This is a genomic window from Paracoccus aminophilus JCM 7686 (assembly GCF_000444995.1).
Classification (GTDB): Bacteria; Pseudomonadota; Alphaproteobacteria; order Rhodobacterales; family Rhodobacteraceae; genus Paracoccus; species Paracoccus aminophilus.
On record NC_022041.1, the window covers coordinates 1,246,261 to 1,260,597 of the forward strand.

General features: G+C 55.9%; 13 protein-coding genes and 3 pseudogenes. 4 read left to right on the top strand and 12 right to left on the bottom strand.

Translation table 11 applies throughout. The annotated features are described in order from the left end of the window. Nucleotides 1-6 precede the first annotated feature (6 nt). The 3 genes and pseudogenes from JCM7686_RS24910 to JCM7686_RS23360 form a co-directional block, all read right to left on the bottom strand. Nucleotides 7-441 (bottom strand): site-specific integrase, encoded by a 435-nt coding sequence (locus JCM7686_RS24910; protein ID WP_236635874.1) that lies wholly within the window; start codon nucleotides 439-441, stop codon nucleotides 7-9. 642 nt (nucleotides 442-1,083) lie between these two features. Continuing rightward, a pseudogene (locus JCM7686_RS24915) lies at nucleotides 1,084-1,542 on the bottom strand (transposase); the annotation flags it as partial. Nucleotides 1,543-1,960: 418 nt separating this feature from the next. Then, a complete protein-coding gene (locus JCM7686_RS23360; RefSeq protein WP_051201522.1) occupies nucleotides 1,961-3,169 on the bottom strand; it encodes a Hint domain-containing protein in 1,209 nt (402 codons plus the stop codon). A 755-nt stretch (nucleotides 3,170-3,924) separates the two neighbouring features. On the opposite strand from JCM7686_RS23360, the gene JCM7686_RS06250 reads away from it, so the two are divergent. The 3 genes and pseudogenes from JCM7686_RS06250 to tnpC all read left to right on the top strand — a co-directional run bounded on the left by JCM7686_RS06250 (nucleotide 3,925) and on the right by tnpC (nucleotide 6,320). Beyond that, nucleotides 3,925-4,341: a transposase gene (locus JCM7686_RS06250; RefSeq protein ID WP_041527170.1), complete on the top strand. Its 417-nt coding sequence runs from the start codon at nucleotides 3,925-3,927 to the stop codon at nucleotides 4,339-4,341. 20 nt (nucleotides 4,342-4,361) lie between these two features. Next, complete coding sequence (tnpB, locus tag JCM7686_RS06255) at nucleotides 4,362-4,694, top strand: IS66 family insertion sequence element accessory protein TnpB (protein WP_201769417.1); 333 nt, start codon at nucleotides 4,362-4,364, stop codon at nucleotides 4,692-4,694. Nucleotides 4,695-4,762: 68 nt separating this feature from the next. Then, nucleotides 4,763-6,320 (top strand): annotated as a pseudogene (tnpC, locus tag JCM7686_RS06260) (IS66 family transposase). On the opposite strand, the gene JCM7686_RS24305 reads toward tnpC, so the two are convergent. The 9 genes and pseudogenes from JCM7686_RS24305 to JCM7686_RS06305 all read right to left on the bottom strand — a co-directional run bounded on the left by JCM7686_RS24305 (nucleotide 6,303) and on the right by JCM7686_RS06305 (nucleotide 13,144). Then, nucleotides 6,303-6,656 (bottom strand): hypothetical protein, encoded by a 354-nt coding sequence (locus JCM7686_RS24305; RefSeq protein WP_148292583.1) that lies wholly within the window; start codon nucleotides 6,654-6,656, stop codon nucleotides 6,303-6,305. The pseudogene tnpC and the gene JCM7686_RS24305 sit on opposite strands and share 18 nt — an antisense overlap. 944 nt (nucleotides 6,657-7,600) lie before the next feature. Continuing rightward, nucleotides 7,601-7,932 (bottom strand): annotated as a pseudogene (locus tag JCM7686_RS24920) (IS3 family transposase); the annotation flags it as partial. Nucleotides 7,933-8,151: 219 nt separating this feature from the next. Next, nucleotides 8,152-8,601, bottom strand: a complete 450-nt coding sequence (locus JCM7686_RS24310; RefSeq protein WP_148292584.1) for a hypothetical protein — start codon at nucleotides 8,599-8,601, stop codon at nucleotides 8,152-8,154. Continuing rightward, nucleotides 8,598-8,987, bottom strand: a complete 390-nt coding sequence (locus JCM7686_RS06285; protein WP_041527174.1) for a response regulator — start codon at nucleotides 8,985-8,987, stop codon at nucleotides 8,598-8,600. The genes JCM7686_RS24310 and JCM7686_RS06285 overlap by 4 nt, the downstream gene beginning before the upstream one ends. Nucleotides 8,988-8,997: 10 nt before the next feature. Next, a complete protein-coding gene (locus JCM7686_RS23900; protein WP_020950018.1) occupies nucleotides 8,998-9,804 on the bottom strand; it encodes a CheR family methyltransferase in 807 nt (268 codons plus the stop codon). 14 nt (nucleotides 9,805-9,818) lie between these two features. Next, nucleotides 9,819-10,286: a chemotaxis protein CheW gene (locus JCM7686_RS06290; RefSeq protein WP_020950019.1), complete on the bottom strand. Its 468-nt coding sequence runs from the start codon at nucleotides 10,284-10,286 to the stop codon at nucleotides 9,819-9,821. 22 nt (nucleotides 10,287-10,308) lie between these two features. Continuing rightward, nucleotides 10,309-12,489, bottom strand: a complete 2,181-nt coding sequence (locus JCM7686_RS06295; RefSeq protein ID WP_020950020.1) for a chemotaxis protein CheA — start codon at nucleotides 12,487-12,489, stop codon at nucleotides 10,309-10,311. An 11-nt stretch (nucleotides 12,490-12,500) separates the two neighbouring features. Next, entirely contained in the window at nucleotides 12,501-12,872 is a 372-nt protein-coding gene (locus JCM7686_RS06300; protein WP_020950021.1) for a response regulator, read from the bottom strand. Beyond that, a complete protein-coding gene (locus tag JCM7686_RS06305; RefSeq protein WP_041527175.1) occupies nucleotides 12,869-13,144 on the bottom strand; it encodes an STAS domain-containing protein in 276 nt (91 codons plus the stop codon). The genes JCM7686_RS06300 and JCM7686_RS06305 overlap by 4 nt, the downstream gene beginning before the upstream one ends. A gap of 375 nt (nucleotides 13,145-13,519) precedes the next feature. Between JCM7686_RS06305 and rpsB the strand changes: the two genes are divergently transcribed. Further along, complete coding sequence (gene rpsB, locus JCM7686_RS06310; RefSeq protein WP_020950022.1) at nucleotides 13,520-14,293, top strand: 30S ribosomal protein S2; 774 nt, start codon at nucleotides 13,520-13,522, stop codon at nucleotides 14,291-14,293. Nucleotides 14,294-14,337: the final 44 nt, after the last annotated feature.

Consider the following 14,337-nt stretch of genomic DNA (forward strand, 5'->3'; position numbering starts at 1 on the left):
ATCGACTTAGCCGCCGAGAACTGACCGCTGATCGATATGCATTGCCAAAATCGTCTCCTTGCGGCTGCCCGTGTAAAGGCCATGCAGGATGAAATCGGCGAGATGGCGGCCGTCACGGTTCAATGCTCTGGCAGCTCTGATCAGCCATGCCGCTTCCTGCCGCGTTAGCCAGCGTTCCTTGCTGGCAGGACGATCTGGCATTGCGACCCGCGGGGCATGGATCAAATAGCCCTCGGCGTGGCAGTGGTTTATTGCGGCTTGGAGAACGTTGAGTTCTCGGCGGATTGTTCCGTCGCTTGCCGGTTGTCCATCTTTCTTGATCCGGCTCTTGGCGTATCGACGACAGGTTTCGCCCTTGACGTCGCCGATCGTCATGCCCCGCCAGAAGCGATCAAGCGCGTCGATCGCATACCCGATCCGTTGCGGGTCGGACACGGACACAGCCCGCTCCTCAGCATAGATTGTCAGGCACATGCCCACGTCTAGCTCGTCCGGTCGAGCGGGACCACTTGGGCGATGTTTCCGGTCGATGTATTGCGCGAGCTGCGTTTCAGCATCGCGGCGGCTGTCTGTACCGGTCGAGATTCTGGTGCTGCCGTCCCTGATTTCCCAGACGGACGGACCGTCTTCACGATCTCTCCAGTAGAGGCGGGGGCCTTTCGCTCTGCGCGGCATAGGTTGATGATCTCCGGTAGGTCGTCGGGGTGCAGGCGAACGGAACGCCCAATTCTGATTTCTAGGCCATGATGTTCCACGACCCTTTTCAAGCTTGTCTCTGGAACGCCGAGACGGGTCGCGGCCTCGCGTATCGTCCAAGGGAGCGGCGTCATGTCATCCTCCTTAAAAGCCCCTCGACGGCTGGACACGACATCGCACTGGTAAAGCGCCTTCGAGGAGGAGTTAGCCGCGCCTGCATGGTGGATGCAGGGTGGTGCGGCGGGATAAATCAGCGCGGGGCGAAGACGCCGTCCGCGAATTGTTGTTTCAGCGTCTCCCGCAGAGCGCGCAGCAGATCCTCGAAGTCCCAGAGGCCCGCGGTCATGCTGCGAGCGCGGCGTGACAGACCTCGCCGCTCCCGGCCTAAGCCTTCTGAAGCAGCTCTGTAGGGCGGCGGTCTTGCATTGTCTCCGCGCGCTCATCGGTGCTTTCAGCCACACCTAGAGCGCGCTCGACTGGATGCGCGGGCGGCGGCACATCGCACGGATGGAAAACTGACCCCGATACTCGGCCACAAATGTCGTCGTCATTGGACTCGAACCAATGGCTCCACTCACTTTGCATCCCCGGAGAATACGCGGTGGTCTTTTGGCAGATTTCACGCTCCTCGGAGACCCGCGCCAGTTCCCGCTTCAGTCGCCGGATCTCCGTATCCTTCTCAGTGTCACTAGATGCCGCCTTCGCGACTGGCGTTTCCATGTATAGAGTGCGAGAGTGCTCGCCCCGAGACGATCCGAAACCTCGCTGACCGGATAGCCTCGCTCGGTAATCTTGTGCGACCGCATCGCGCTTACGCTCGTCAATGAAGTTGCCTATGCCTATCATGGCCTCCTTACCTCAAGATTAGCGAAGAAGGTGTCCACGAAACATGGGGCTATTCAGTTTGACCCAATGCGCGACCAACTACTTGTTAGCACCAATTATTTCGGAAATTTCGCGAATGCCGCAGTCTGAAGATATCATGTCGAGCACCTCGGCACGAAGCTCCTGCAGCCAGCTACAGCGGGGACTCTTATGCCAAAAAGCTCCGGCGTTGTCCTGAACCCCAATACTCAGCGTTATCACCTCTTTTTGTTAGGTGACTTCATTGTAGATAAGTTATTGATTCATTGAGGCATGGAGTCTTCGCGCCGCTTACAGTACCTTAATAAGCTCAGAATCGCCTGACTTTTCGCCATCCATTAGATGCGGACGGCGAACGTCTCTCGGACTTCAATAATCTCGCTTTGGATTACCGATGATCTCACTGCGCGGAACCATGCTCATTGGTGCAAGTAAGAAGGGCCTTAGCATTCTTCAAATGACGTCGGATCAGCTCTTTTTGCAGCGCGTTCGATGGGATCATATGTGCCGACGTTCCAAGACCAATCTCGGGAAAGAGTGTCGCAAATTCTTCTCGTTGCGCCTTGCTGAGCGTTTTTTGCGTTTCGAGGTTTAGCAAGAAGCTCTCGGTTGGCGTGCCTTCGGCGAATATTACTTCATGCTTTTGGAGGATGAGATGAAAGTATTCGACATGATCTACAGTGTCATCAACGTAAATCCCCGGAAGTTCTGTCAATCTTATCGCTGCGACGAGAGCTGTCTCGGACCCAAACATACGCTGAACAATAATGGATTTTATGGCCATCCGATGCTGGCGGGATACAAGCAGATCTCTCGTGGGCAATGCCGATCCCAATGCCCCAGCGGTGATCCGTACTGGATAGAGCTTTTCATTTCGCTCCAGCTCATTCGACTCGACGATTCGGCTTGTCGCCATAATAAGCTCTTGAAACCCATTATCCTGCGTCAGCACCTTAAAGCCGGGCTTCAGTTTTTCCACGGGTATATCGCCCTGATCTGTCGTGACCAAGGTTCCGCGGACGAGGCAGGTCGCGCCGGTTGGAACCAAGTCGCCAGCGACCTCAAGGGTATCAATGTCAGAGTTCCATTTTAACACGCCGAGAAGGCCACCGCCAGAAAGCTGGGAAAAATCAATAACCATAGTGGTATAGACATCGCCTACGGCAGGGCTTCCGGCAATATTGACGATCCCCGAATATGTCACAGCTATGCTGCCACTGATATTTTCATAAGCTTGCTCTAAATGAAAAGGGAAACCTTCCTTGGATCCAGGTGTGGAGGCGGCATTAGGAGAGGTGTCGGAATCGAAGGTCGTGTCGAATACTGAGCTGGCGGGCTGTAAATCGATTTTAAGTGAAGCCAAAAGCTTGGTTGTCGATAGGTTGTGCCAATCGAAGCCGAACGACATTTCAATGTTTTCGCCGCTAGCCCCACCCATAGTGTATGGGTCATAAGCGCGCCAAGTCAGGGTTTCAGTGGAGCCATCAGCATATGTCGCTGTGACCTTGGCGCCGTCCAGATCGACACCGCGCGAGGCGGTATCAACGCGAAAGCCGTGAACGGTTTCATGCGGATTCTCGTCGAGCCTGACAATATCAATCGATGGCATTTGCGAAAATACTTTCCATGACTTGTGTTTTATACCAATGGGGTTCGAAGGCGTCGTCTGCACATGTCAATAAATGCGGGTTCGAGTATAGTCACGAGCCTTTGCGTTCATCCAAGCCCCTCGCGCAATCTTCCCTTTCCGTTAGGAGGGGAATGTTGTGCTAATCAAATAGCGCCCTCGAACTGTTTTTGCGTTCGATAGGGGGGCTCTAGGGCCATTCGCAGAGATATGCTGAACAGCTGGAGGCGGTTCAAGATGGCGAAAAGGACAGGAAGCATCACCTCTCCCACGTAGCGCAGATTGAGCGGTTTCAAGTCCTGCTCACCGGGTGCCGGAGAGCGGGACGCTTCGGCGTAGGCCTCTAGGGAGTGATCTTGCTTCCCGCGCTCTCGGCCTCATGTAGCGGTCGGATATCCTTCCACGGCCAAGCCCGCCTTGGAGTAGTCCAGATGGCGCCCGCGAACGATACCGACAGAGTAAGCGAGCAAAAGCTTGCCTGTGTCGTTTGGTGCGGTTTCGATGCGCCGTCTGCCTCTCTGCTCACCGCGACGCTCACGACAGGGGTGGAGTAGGGGCGCGACACCACCTGCCTGTGCATCATTGTCTTACACAAGCGTGGCCTCCTTAGTCACTCATTCGGCATCTTCGATAAGGTGTAAGCGCGACGCCGATCCCCTCCTGCCATTGCTAAGCTGAACCGGCCATTGTTGGCGTGTATCGGTTTAGGGGCTTGGGATTGGGCAAGAGGCAAAGAAGTGGGCTTCCATTTAGACGGCTCCTGCGATGGTTCGGTTTCCCGGCTGGAGATGATCGAGGGACCGAGTGGTCGGCGGCAGCGAGCAGAAGCGGAGCGGGCGCGGATCGCGGCAGAGAGCCTGATCCCGGGGATGCGGGTGGCCGACATTGCCCGCAAACACGGCACGACACGTTGGCAGATTTATAATTGGCGCAACAAGCTGCGGATGGGGCACTTGATGATGCCCGAGAGCGTAGCGTCCCTGCCGATGTTTGCGGAACTGGTTGCCGAGAGCGGTGCTGCGCCTGTGCCGCCGCCCCGCGCTCCCTCGGAGGTGGAGATCGTGGTCGGCGATGTTGTGATCCGCGCCCGTGCCGGTGCAGATGAGGTCCACTTGACGCGGGCGATCCGCGCGGCTCGGGCGGCAATGTCATGATACTGGGTCAGGGCGGGCCAGTGAAGGTCTTTGTGGCAACCCGACCGGTCGACTTCCGCAAGGGTATCGACGGCTTGGCCCTGGCAGTCCAGGAGATGTTCGGGCTGGATCCCTTTTGCGGGGCGGTCTTTGTGTTTCGGGCCAAGCGCGCCGACCGGATCAAGCTTCTGGTCTGGGATGAGACCGGCATGGTGCTGGTTCACAAGCGACTGGAAGACGGCAAGTTCGTCTGCCCGCAAGTGCGGGACAGCGTGATGCGGATTTCGTCCGCACAGATGGCCGCGTTGTTCGAGGGCTTGGACTGGCGCCTTGTCCGACCTGAGCGAGCACGGCGCCCTTTGATAGCAGGCTGATTGGTCGATCGCTTGGCAATGCCTGTTTTTGCTGGCTGAAAGGGATAATCCAAGTTTCACTTTGAGCCATGGATGCTCTTGCCTCGGAAAACACCCTTCTGAAGGCTCGCCTGGCCGAGCTTGAGGCGGCGCTATCCGAAGTGCAGGAGGCTAGCCGTCGCCTGGAGGACATTTTGCGCACGGCGCAACGCGCGCAGTTTGGCAAAAGCTCTGAGAAGCTGTCACCCGACCAGTTCAACCTGCCCTTGGAGGATGCCGAGCTTGCTCAGGGCGTGCTCGAGGCGGCACAGGAAAAGGCCGAGGCGGCGCTACAGGGATTGGGGGCAAAGACACCTCGCAAACCTGCGCGCAACCGCGAGCATCTGCCGGCGCATCTGCCCCGGATCGAGCGCGTGATCGAACCCGCCAGCACCCTGTGTCCCTGCGGTTGCGAGATGGCGCGGATCGGGGAGGACGTGTCCAAACGCCTCGACCTGATCCCCGCCCAGTTCCGGGTTCTGGTGACGCGTCGACCCAAATATGCTTGCCGTCGCTGCTCTCAGACTGTGGCGCGAGCTCATGCTCCCGAGCATGTGGTGCCTGACGGAATGCCCACGGAGCAGTTCATCGCCTGGATCTTCGTCTCGAAGTTTGACGACCACCTTCCGTTCTACCGCCAGGCCGAGATCTTCAAGCGGCAGGGGGGGCGATGTAGATCGTGGCACGCTTGGCAACTGGGTCGGTCGTGCCTGCTTCCATCTGACGCCGGTCATTGACCACATGCGCGCTCATCTGCGCGGTGCGGACCGGATCTTCGTCGACGAGACCCGCGCCCCGGTGTTGGACCCCGGCCGAAAGGCCACAAAGAGCGGATACTTCTGGGCCGTCGTGTCCGATGATCGCGGACATGGCGGTGCCGGACCGCCGATTGTGCTGTTCCACTATTCCCCTGCCCGGGGAAAAGAGCATCCGCTGAAGTTCCTCGGCGGATACCGGGGCCGGTTCCCGCAATGCGACGCCTATCAGGCCTAAAATGCGATGACCGGGATGGAGCGCGACAACGGCCCCTGGCAACTGGTCTATTGCTGGGCCCATGTTCGCCGTCGCTTCGTGAAGCGCTTCGAGAATGAGGGCTCACCCATTGCGGAGGAGATGCTGCGCTAGATTGCGCTGCTTTATCAGGTCGAGAAGACGGTCCGAGCAAAGGATCCAACCCTTCGCCTTGCTGATCGGCGCGGCTGTTCGGCACCGGTCATCGCCGCGCTCAAGCCGTGGCTGGAGGCCAAGCTCTCCTGCATTCCGCGGAAAACCCAACTGGCCGAGGATATCCGCTACACCCTTGCACATTGGCCCGGCCTGATCCGCTTCCTCGAGGACGGCACACCTGAGCTGGACACCAACCCGGTCGAGAACCAGATCCGCCCAATAGCTCTTACGAGAAAAAATGCACTTTTTGCCGGCAATGAAACCTGCGCTGAGAACTGGGCAATGCTGGCATCGCTGGTCGCCACCTGCAAAATGTCCAGCGTGAACCCTGTCGACTATATCGCAAACACTCTTCAGGCCATTCTCGATGGACATCCGAAATCCCGCATCGAGGACCTCATGCCCTGGCACTTTAGCCAGACGTCAAGGCTCGCCGCATAGGGTGGAGCCGTAGCGCTTACGATAAGGTGTGCTCGGCAAAGGATTAGGTTTTCGATGTGCCACGCCACCGGCTGCGCGCTTGCAGGCTGGATCATGGCGTGGATGTTGGGCCTCGTAATTGTCCTGTGTGGCGGCTTTGGCGACTACAAGCCCATTCACGTTGTGCCAAACAAAGTGGCGTTGTTTTGGGTCACCGTCCGGCAGCACATGAGGTGCCTGAGCCATACCGCTGTAGCTCAGCATTAGTCCATCACCCGCGCCTGTGTTGTCAATCAACCCATGCGCCTTCATCGTGCCGCACGCCGTCGCGGGGGAGAGATCGGGCTGGTCTGTCATTGGCGGGGCTCCTGCTCTTGATCATCACTCTCTAACGACGTGATTTTGCCTCTCTTGAGAGCTCGAGACCCTTTGGAGGGGCATGGCGACGATCGGCATCGGCAATGGATGTCATCATCCAGCATTTAACCTATGCAATTTGGGCAACGGCGCACCGCCACTACGCCTCCCACCGTTGGGCTGGTCGAGGCGGGCGATTTCTTCGATCCATTCGATAATGTCCGCGAATGCGAGTAATGGGCTTGTGGTCCTCTCATGGTGCAGGCGCGCCACGATCACTTAAAGGCTTCCTTCCGCACCCGCTTCACATGCTCTGCTAGGTCGGGGTCGGGGTCGGGGTCGGGGTCGGGGATGCTGTTAGCTAGTGACGTAATGGAAACCTCATGGGGCCACGGGCATATTAGAATACTATTGTTGCCGCCTGCTCGGTCCTCGGGCCGCCCGCAAAACGTCCATGGTAGGAGCTCCCGCGCGGTATAATTGGCTGACGGGGCGGTCGGCGAGGCAAGGCGTAGGTCATGTCGGCACCGCCGCAAACTGTGCGCGCACAACTCGGTGAAGTCACGCGATTTTAAGTGAATGCGAATCAGCCACAAAATTGGGGCCATTCGCGAGCAACCGTCACTGCCTGTTTTCTGAAGGTGGAAATCAGAGGTTCAAATTTTCTAGGTTTGTAAATTTTATCACAATATCAGCATGCTAATGAGATAATCGTCGGCTAATGAACTGCTATCCGTTATTGTTTAGAACGAGTTCAGCTGCAAAGAAAAGTTCTTTAGGCAGATTCCGATCTACATCTGCCAGCCAGACTAGGCGGTAATCGTCACGCAGCGCGGCATTCTCGATAGTCAGCCCGATGCAGGTCAACTTGGGGTTAAGGAGGCAGAGCATTTCCTTGAAAGTTGAATTGCTGTGGGTCAGCATCCGGCAACTTATCAAAATTCTGGTTCGCCGCGGCGTTCGATTAGCGCACTCAGTTCCCTCACCACACGGCGGTCCAAGATAGATGTGTCATGAATCTCAGCGAGGCATTCGCGTGTGACGTCATCAACGAAGTTCAGTACCTGGAAGCGGCATTAGCAGCCGAACTGGTCGTGAATGAAATTCGGCGACCAGAGCGCATTACCCTGTGCCTTCACCAAGATTGGGATCTGGTTCCGATGGTCTTGCGTCGTGCTTTGGCTTTGCGCAACGCTAACTCTTTCTCACGCCAGAGCCTGTAGATGAGATCGATCCCAGAGGTTCGCCCTTTCGTCTGGAGCCGCACGAAGAGACGTCACTAAAAGGCCTGCATTCTCGATCGATAGAGAGCTGTTAGGCAAGAAACGTGCCGGGCGCCCGTCGAAACCATGTTTGCCATGTTAAAGGGCCGGAGGTGTGTTGTAGCAAGGTGGGAGGGGAGCCCAGCAGTCATAATTCCTGTAGTAGCACTCTCTGCGACAGTTCTCCGCAGGTCCAGAGAAAAATCCAGCGCCTACACGCCAGGCAGAGTCGGTTAAAAGATGTCCGGATCACGGCTCTCGGTTGGTGGCGAAAGGATAGATCGCAGGTCCGCTTCATTGTTGAGGTTCTCGCGGTCGCTCGTTGATCTAAGTAAATACTTATATACAGCATCTAAGTCTAAATAGCTCGCTAACTCCCTTTGGGCGTCTTCCATTAATACAATTGACCTCGAAATTATATACAGTGCCTTACTTGCATCGCTTAAAGCTTGCGAGATAAGGTCGATTTCTTGAATAAGTCCTGTGATTTTTTCGACGTTATCTATCCGGGTGTTGTGCGCATCGGGGAGTCTCTGCGAGGTTGTGGTGAGTGAGCTGTGTTTTGCTAGTGTCTCCGCGAATACCGTATCTCCAAGATGGTTTTGGAAAGACACGCATGATTTGTGGCATAGCTGGAGAAGGTCTGAAGTGTTTAAAATAAGCGCCGCAATATCTTCTCTCAAGTGATTTTCCCTACAACCGCTTCGATGCAGGCTTTCAACTCACCGGGGGTGAATGGCTTTTTTATGAAATTATTCATGCCAAGAGATTTCCCACGATCGATAATCGCTTTGTCGGCTCTTCCGGTTATGAGGATGAAGCCGATGGATTTAATCACGGAGTTTCCTCTGATTTTTGCCAGTAAGCTTAATCCATCCATGCCTGGCATGTTGAAATCAGATAAGACGAGGTGAATCGGGCGCGAGTTCAGGATTTTTAATGCTTCGGAGCCATCTCCAGCCTGGTGAATGTTGGTGAGCCCTTGGCTTTCTAAGGCCTGGGATATAAGGCCGCGGCTTGTTGACATGTCGTCGACGATCAGGATTTGAAGTTTATCTTTAATGCTCACCGTTCGATCCTTACTGTGTTCTTTGGTAGCTTGTATGGCCTTGGGGTGTTATTTTCCCTCTGAGAGTATCAGGGATACGCTCGGAATGGCCGACAAATAGCCATCCACCGAGGGCGGTCTTATTTATTAATTTTTGCCAGATATTTACTTGATCTTCGGGGGTAAAGTAAATTAATACATTTCTACAAAATATTACTTCGAACTCAGGAAGGTCTCGAAAATCAAGGAGAAGGTTTTTTTGCCGATATTCAATCATTCGAGATATGTTATGATTGACAGTGTAGTGCGGTGGGGTGCTTGAGAAATGCTTTTTCAATAGGTTTGCGTTTAGATTTCCTGTCTCGCTCTCATGAAATGTTCCAAGCTTGGCGCGATTCAGAATATCTGTGTCTATGTCGGATGCCGTGATTTTTATCCTTGTGGCCGAGTCGGGCAGCGTATTTAAACATTCTATAGCGATGGATATGGGCTCTTGACCGCTGGAGCAACCTGCGGACCAGATATTTAGTGGATTTCCAGAGCGAGCTATTGGTGCTAAAATTTGTTCACGTAATATTTTGAAATGATGCTCCTCTCGGAAGAAGTTAGTGTAATTTGTTGTGATGGCAGATATTAGATGGGGAATCTCTTGATTGGCCTTGTTGCCTTCGAGTATGCTTAAATAGCTGTCGATGTTTTCGCAGCTATGATGGAGCATTCTCTTAAGTAGCCGCGATTTGATTAGATCGATCTTACTCTCGCCCAGAGATATGCCGGATGCTTCCTTTATGATTTCTGAGATTCGTCTATAGGCGAGCTTTTCGGCGGTGGCCTCCATAGCGGATGGGCTTCTCATTGGTTTTCCGACGTAGTTTGAGGGATAACGAGGTCTAGATCTAATACTCTTATCAGGCGATTTTCTATTAGTGTTAGGGATCGGATACAACTTTTCATATCGTCGTTTCCTAGGTCTGGAGGTATCTGTAGGTCATTGGGTGCGATGCTAATGATGTCAGATACAGCGTCAACAAGCAGGCCTGCGGTTTGATTGTTGACATCGACCACGATGATGACATTCTTATCGCTCGCAGATGTTGCCTTCATTTTTAGGCGAATTGCGAGGTCAAGTACCGGCAGGATGGTTCCTCGAAGGTTGATTACTCCAACGACATGAGCGGGGGAGAATGGAAGCGGAGTTGCATTCGTCCACCCTCGAATTTCGCGCACCGACATAATGTCGATGCAATATTCTTGTTCGCCGAGGCGAAAGGCAAGAAGCTCCATCTCATTTGGGTTCGCTTGCTGAAATTGATCATTCATGGCTTCGTTTCCTTAAACGTAACTAGTGAAGCTCATTCTGCAGTTGCTTGGGTTGAGCTAGGTTTGAAGGATCCAGAATTAGTGCAATTTGACCATCCCCGAGAATTGTCGCTGCGGCGACACCAGGGATGTTGCCATAGTTCTGGCCAAGGCCTTTAATGACCACTTGCCGTTGCTCCATGATTGAGTCGACGATCAGCGCGGCACGGCTACCATCGTCCTGGGTTGTTAGAATGACGATGGAGTTCTCGAGTCGATCTTTTTGCTGACGAAAGCCCAACCTGGTTCCCAGATCGTGAAGGGCAACGAAATCTCCTCTGATATGCAGGAGCTCAGCAGAGGATCCGATCGGTTTAATATTTTCGGATGTTAGGGTTGCTGTTTCAACGATAGAGTTGAGCGGAACGACAAGGGTTTGATCTGCAACGCGAACGACCATGCCATCTAGCACAGCCAAAGTTAAGGGGAGTGAAATTGAAAAAGTGGTTCCCTTTCCCGGCTCGCTGCTGATCGTAATACGTCCACCAAGTGCTCCAATAGCACTTTTGACGACATCCATTCCGACACCGCGTCCTGAAAGTGCCGATACCTGAGAGGCGGTTGAAAAACCCGGGAGAAAGAGCAGGTTGTCTATTTCTGTGTCGGTTAGGATCGCATCGGCTGGAATGAGGCCTTTCGCAATGGCGATCTCACGGACTTTTGGCCGGTTGATGCCTGCGCCGTCATCCGAAATTTCGATGATGATCCTACCGGCGCGGTGTGACGCAAGGAGAGTAATCGTCCCCTCGGAGGACTTGCCGGCTTCCAGACGTTTTTCGGGTGTTTCTAGGCCGTGGTCGACGGCGTTGCGGATCATATGGGTGAGGGGGTCGGCCAGTCTTTCAATGACTGTTTTGTCGACCTCCGTATTTTCGCCCTCGGTCCGGAAGCGCACCTCTTTTCCAACCGCGTTAGAGGCCTCGCGAACAATGCGGGACATGCGCTGGAAGAGTGGTTTCACCGGTTGCGCCCGGATCATCATGACGCTGTCCTGGATGTCCCGGGTGAGCATCATGAACTCTTCGAGGCCGTTCACGACAGCCGGATGCTCAGCCATGCCGGCTTCGTTGACGCTTTGAGCGAGCATAGCCTGGTTGATCACGAGCTCGCCCACCAAGTTGACCAGCCGGTCAATCCGTTCGAGGTCGACCCGAACCGTTGTCGCGACAGGTTCGCTGGTCGGTGCCTGGGGTGCGCGCGATGGAGCGGCCGGAGGCGAGGGAGCCGGGCGCGCGGTGGGCGGCTCTGGCTGGCTGCTTTCTTCGGGCTTGGCTGCCTCTGCTTCAACAGCAGGGGGAGGGAGCTCCGCGGCGGTTTCGCTCATATTCACGCCGACGAGCGCATCGGCATCAGGAAAAGGGGAGGAGAGCGCTGCCTCCGTCGTCTGTTTGATCGTGAGGTCGCAGACATCTGCTACGAAGTCGAAAACCTCGCGGATTTCCTTTTCAGTGCAATCGGCATGGAGCTCGATATCCCATGCGAGCGAGGGAAGTTCGGCGCGCTCTTCAACCAGAGGAAGCTCTTCTGGGATTACACAGCGGGCGGAGACCTCACCGAGTTCCTGCAGGGCTTTGATGATTAAAAGCGCTTCATTGCCGCAGGAATAGAGCGAGGCATCCGGGCGAAAATGGATCGACCAGATCGGCAGTTCACCGATACCTTCATCGAGATCGGCGTCGCCGAGACCGCCTTCTGCATTCGTGTCATCGTCGGAGCCGAAGGCAAAGCTCAGGCCGGCGGGCGTGAAGTCAACGACCTCTTCCTCTTCTTCGGCGACACCGCCTATCAAGGCTTCGAGTGCGGCGAGGACGGCCGGAGCGGCCTCTGGCTCCGGCCCGTCGACCTGAGCCGCACGGATCTGATCCTGAAGAACGTCAGCGCCTTGGAAGAAGAGCTTGATTGCCTCGGGCGTCAGCTCCAGCCGATCCGAGCGCAGCTCGTCCAGAACGGTTTCGAACCGGTGGGCGAAGCTGACGAGCGCATCGAGCCCGAAGGCCCCTGCACCACCCTTGATCGAATGGACCGCGCGGAAAACCACGTTGATTGTTTCGTTGGAATGTCCCCCTGACTCCAGCGCGAGAAGGGCATCCTGAAGGCTTTCCAGGAGCTCTTCACATTCGATGAAGAAGGAAGCGCGGATTTCGGCCATCGGGTCATGCGACATCGGCGCGCTCCTCAGCCCGTGACCATTTGAAGCGTCTTGACGAGCTTTTGCGGGTCGAAGGGTTTCACGATCCAGCCGGTTGCCCCGGCGTTGCGCGCGCGGGCCTTAAGTTCCGGCGCACTTTCGGTGGTCAGAACCAGGATCGGCACGGCGCGCAGATGGTCGATCTTGCGCACCGCTTCGATGAAGCCGAAGCCATCGAGGCGCGGCATGTTGATGTCCGAAATGATCGCATCCGGCATCGTTTCCATCTCGTCGAGGACGCGCAGCCCATCGACCCCGTCTTCGGCGACGGTGACGGACATTCCCGCGGCGGAGAGGGACAGCTTGACCATGTCGCGCATGGTGCGGCTGTCATCGACAGCAAGGACATTAAGGCTCATGAATGGATTTCCTCTCCGAATTCGGATGGGTCGACGCCGAAAATGGTGAGAGCGTCGCTGAAAGGGGCAGATCGAGGTGTGATGGCGAATTCGCAGGTTGTTTCGCGCCACTGGCGTGCGGCGGCGAGGAGAACCTGAAGGCAGAGGCCCCCCAGGTGTTCGACATTGCCAGCATCCAGGGTCACGGGCTGGCCAGAATGGGCATTCAGCGCGGCGGCGAGGCCGGAGGCTTCCGTCAGGTCGAGGCGGGAGGCGAGTGTCACGATATTCATGCGGCGCCCGCCACGGAGACCGCGGTCAACAGATGTCTTGGCAATTGCTGTCCTTTCCTCACTTCACCAGCCCATATGAACCGCTACGGGTTAATCCGTGGTTTACGGCCGAAGCTCAGAATGCATGAAAATGCCCGAATCCGAGCCGAACCCATAAAAAGCCGGGTATTTTGCCCCAAAGCCGACCTCAGGCACCGATTTCCCCCGCGCTGAGGCCGCATGACGATAGGGGGTTGAAATCCGCCGGTAGTCAGATTATTTGGCGCTCACTTCACAGGCGGGGTCGGGCCCCGGCGGGAAAAATCCGCCGAAGGTCCACCGGTTGGGACTTGATCCTGAAAACCCTGCCCAGGCGCAAACCGGAAAGGAACGAACATGGCGCTTCCCGAATTCTCCATGCGTCAGCTCTTGGAAGCTGGCGTTCACTATGGCCACCAGACTCAGCGCTGGAACCCGCGTATGGGCCAGTACATCTATGGCGAGCGCAACGGTATCCATATCGTTGACCTGACCCAGACCGCTCCGATGCTCGAGCAGGCCCTGAAAGCCGTTCGTGACGTCGTCGCGAAAGGTGGCCGCGTGCTCTTCGTCGGCACCAAGCGTCAGGCGCAGAAATCGATCGCCGAAGCTGCTGAGAAATCGGCTCAGTACTACATGAACCACCGCTGGCTCGGTGGCACGCTGACCAACTGGAAAACCGTTTCCCAGTCGATCCAGCGCCTCAAAGCCATCGACGAGACCCTTGGCGCAGGCGCGGAAGGCCTGACCAAGAAAGAGCGTCTTCACATGGAACGCGAGCAGGGCAAACTGCAAGCGAGCCTTGGCGGCATCCGCGATATGGGCGGCCTGCCGGACATGCTCTTCGTCGTCGACGTGAACAAAGAAGATCTCGCGATCCTCGAAGCCAACAAGCTGGGCATCCCGGTTGTCGCCATCGTCGACACCAACTGCTCGCCCAAAGGCGTTGACTACATCATTCCGGGCAACGACGACGCGGCTCGTGCCATCGCGCTCTATACCGATCTCGTCAGCCGTGCGGCTCTGGACGGCATGTCGGCCCAAATGGGCGCGGCGGGTGTCGATCTTGGCGCTCTGGCCGATGTTCCGGTCGAAGAGCTGGACAACGCAGAAGTTGAAGCCGAAGCCTGATCGCTGCGCGATCGGTAATTCATGGAATTGACATCAGGCGGGGA